Genomic DNA, 1,829 nt, shown 5'->3' with positions numbered 1-1,829 from the left:
AAGAACGTCGGCGGGCTGCAGTGCAAAGGGAGCAATTGGACGAGGCATGCCTGGAACCATCTCGGGGCGAGGGGTGCACAGTATATCGTTGTACGTTAGAAAATAAACTAACCGCTCACGACACTAGCGGGCCTGTATGTGATGGACTGAATAATAAAGAATTTTTGGTTTTAAAAGGGAGTATTGTCTGCTCCCATACATGACCGAGGTGAGACTTTCCGAAGAAGTCACTTGGAAATATTTCGATGGTTTCAGAATTTGCACTGTGTATATACGGCAAAATCTCTGATAGATAGCGTTGTACACCTGTCTTAGGCTGGAGTAAGCACCTAGTATTTATCATGATGCTCATTTACTTTCCCTCTATTAACTTATGCCAAGCTTCTGATATTTCAGCGGTACTGTATTTTTTTGACTCATTCATCAGAGCTTTCGACAAAGCTTCTGCGATCTGCTCGTCAGAATCAATAGTTTCGATAACGGTTAAAAAAGCGTTTGGGTTGGACTCGTCGTCGATCAATAGATTGGGCCACTGACTCCCTAGTATTCCACGAGGACCAGCATGATTTGAGCAAATTGGAATTGTACCTGCAGCCATTGCCTCAATGATCACAATGCCAAATAGCTCTTGCCAATATTTGTTTTTTTGACTTGGTACTATCAGATATTTGTGAGATGAAACTATTTCGGCAAGTTTTGGTCTGTCAAAAATCGGGCCCAAGAATTTAATGTTTCTATTGGTGGTGCTGGCATGCTTTATTAGATTGCTTAGAGGGCCAGTGCCAATTACTGTTATGTTATGTGTCGTTGCTTTAGCAACTTCTATCAGGGTGTGAATCCCTTTTGCTTCGGATAGTTCTCCGACAAAACAAATGTTTTCCGTTTTTTAGATCTGTTTGCAGATGTGAGTTGTTGACCTACCGCATGAGGAATTACTAATGTTTTAATAAGTGGGTGCTTTTGGTTAAAGGATATTTTCGCAGGCTCAGTTACTGCAACGCACTCTATATTTTTAATTCGAAATACAAGTCGCCATAAAAATTCGAATACGCATGTTAGATGTCCATATTGAACTGGTGGGTTTTCATTCCACTCAGGCCAAGATGTATGAGTTATAATTCGTTTCGCACGAGAAAATAGTGCGTAATATATAAACCGGAAGTCATAAGGTCCGAAAGCAATTATAGTTATATCATATTTGGTGAATGGGAATTGGACTCTATATTTCCAGGCGGTAATAAATTTTTTTAAAGCTGTTGAAGGCTTTACATCTTGTTTTAAGATGTCGCGGCCTAGGTTTCTCAGGCATCGGCCTTGAATATATGTTAGCGATGTTATATCATTTGTTGTTTTTAATTGATCTATCGCGGCAAAATATTTCTGCCCATCGGTCTCGTGCACAATTGCAACTCTCATAAAATTCCTGTACGTATAATTAATGTTTGTTTTCTTGGGTTAAGCTAAAAGCGTAATCAATATTGTAGGGCGTAATATTTCTTACTGTTTTCTATGAGAGTCGCACGCTTATGCACAGTATGGTGCAAGTAATGATGTTTCTTAGTGCAAATCTTGGCGTCCTATCGAAATATAAGTAATTCCTTTCTTTGAAATTCGTGTATGTTCGAAAAGATTCCGTCCGTCAAATATAATAGGTTTATTTAATGCTGTTTTTATGATTTTAAAATCTGGAGCTTTGAAACACTGGGCGGCCGCGAAAACTGAGTGCAACACCTGACCTTTCCGGTACGGTGCTGCCCCTATGTCCTATTCCGAACTCAGCGTTGAAGAGCGCGCGATCATTCAGCTCAGTCAAGCTCAAGGCTTCACCC

At 40.2% G+C, this 1,829-nt stretch carries 1 protein-coding gene; it reads right to left on the bottom strand.

Features of this window, described 5'->3' with window-relative positions; translation table 11 throughout:
• Positions 1-352 precede the first annotated feature (352 nt).
• On the bottom strand, positions 353-874 hold the full coding sequence (locus tag AC19YQ_RS24915; RefSeq protein ID WP_500596184.1) for a glycosyltransferase: 522 nt from the start codon (positions 872-874) through the stop codon (positions 353-355).
• Positions 875-1,829: the final 955 nt, after the last annotated feature.

This window comes from Pseudomonas sp. MF06569 (genome assembly GCF_059862735.1).
The sequence above is the reverse complement of the archived record's forward strand: the minus strand, read 5'-3'. Positions and strand labels throughout refer to the sequence as shown.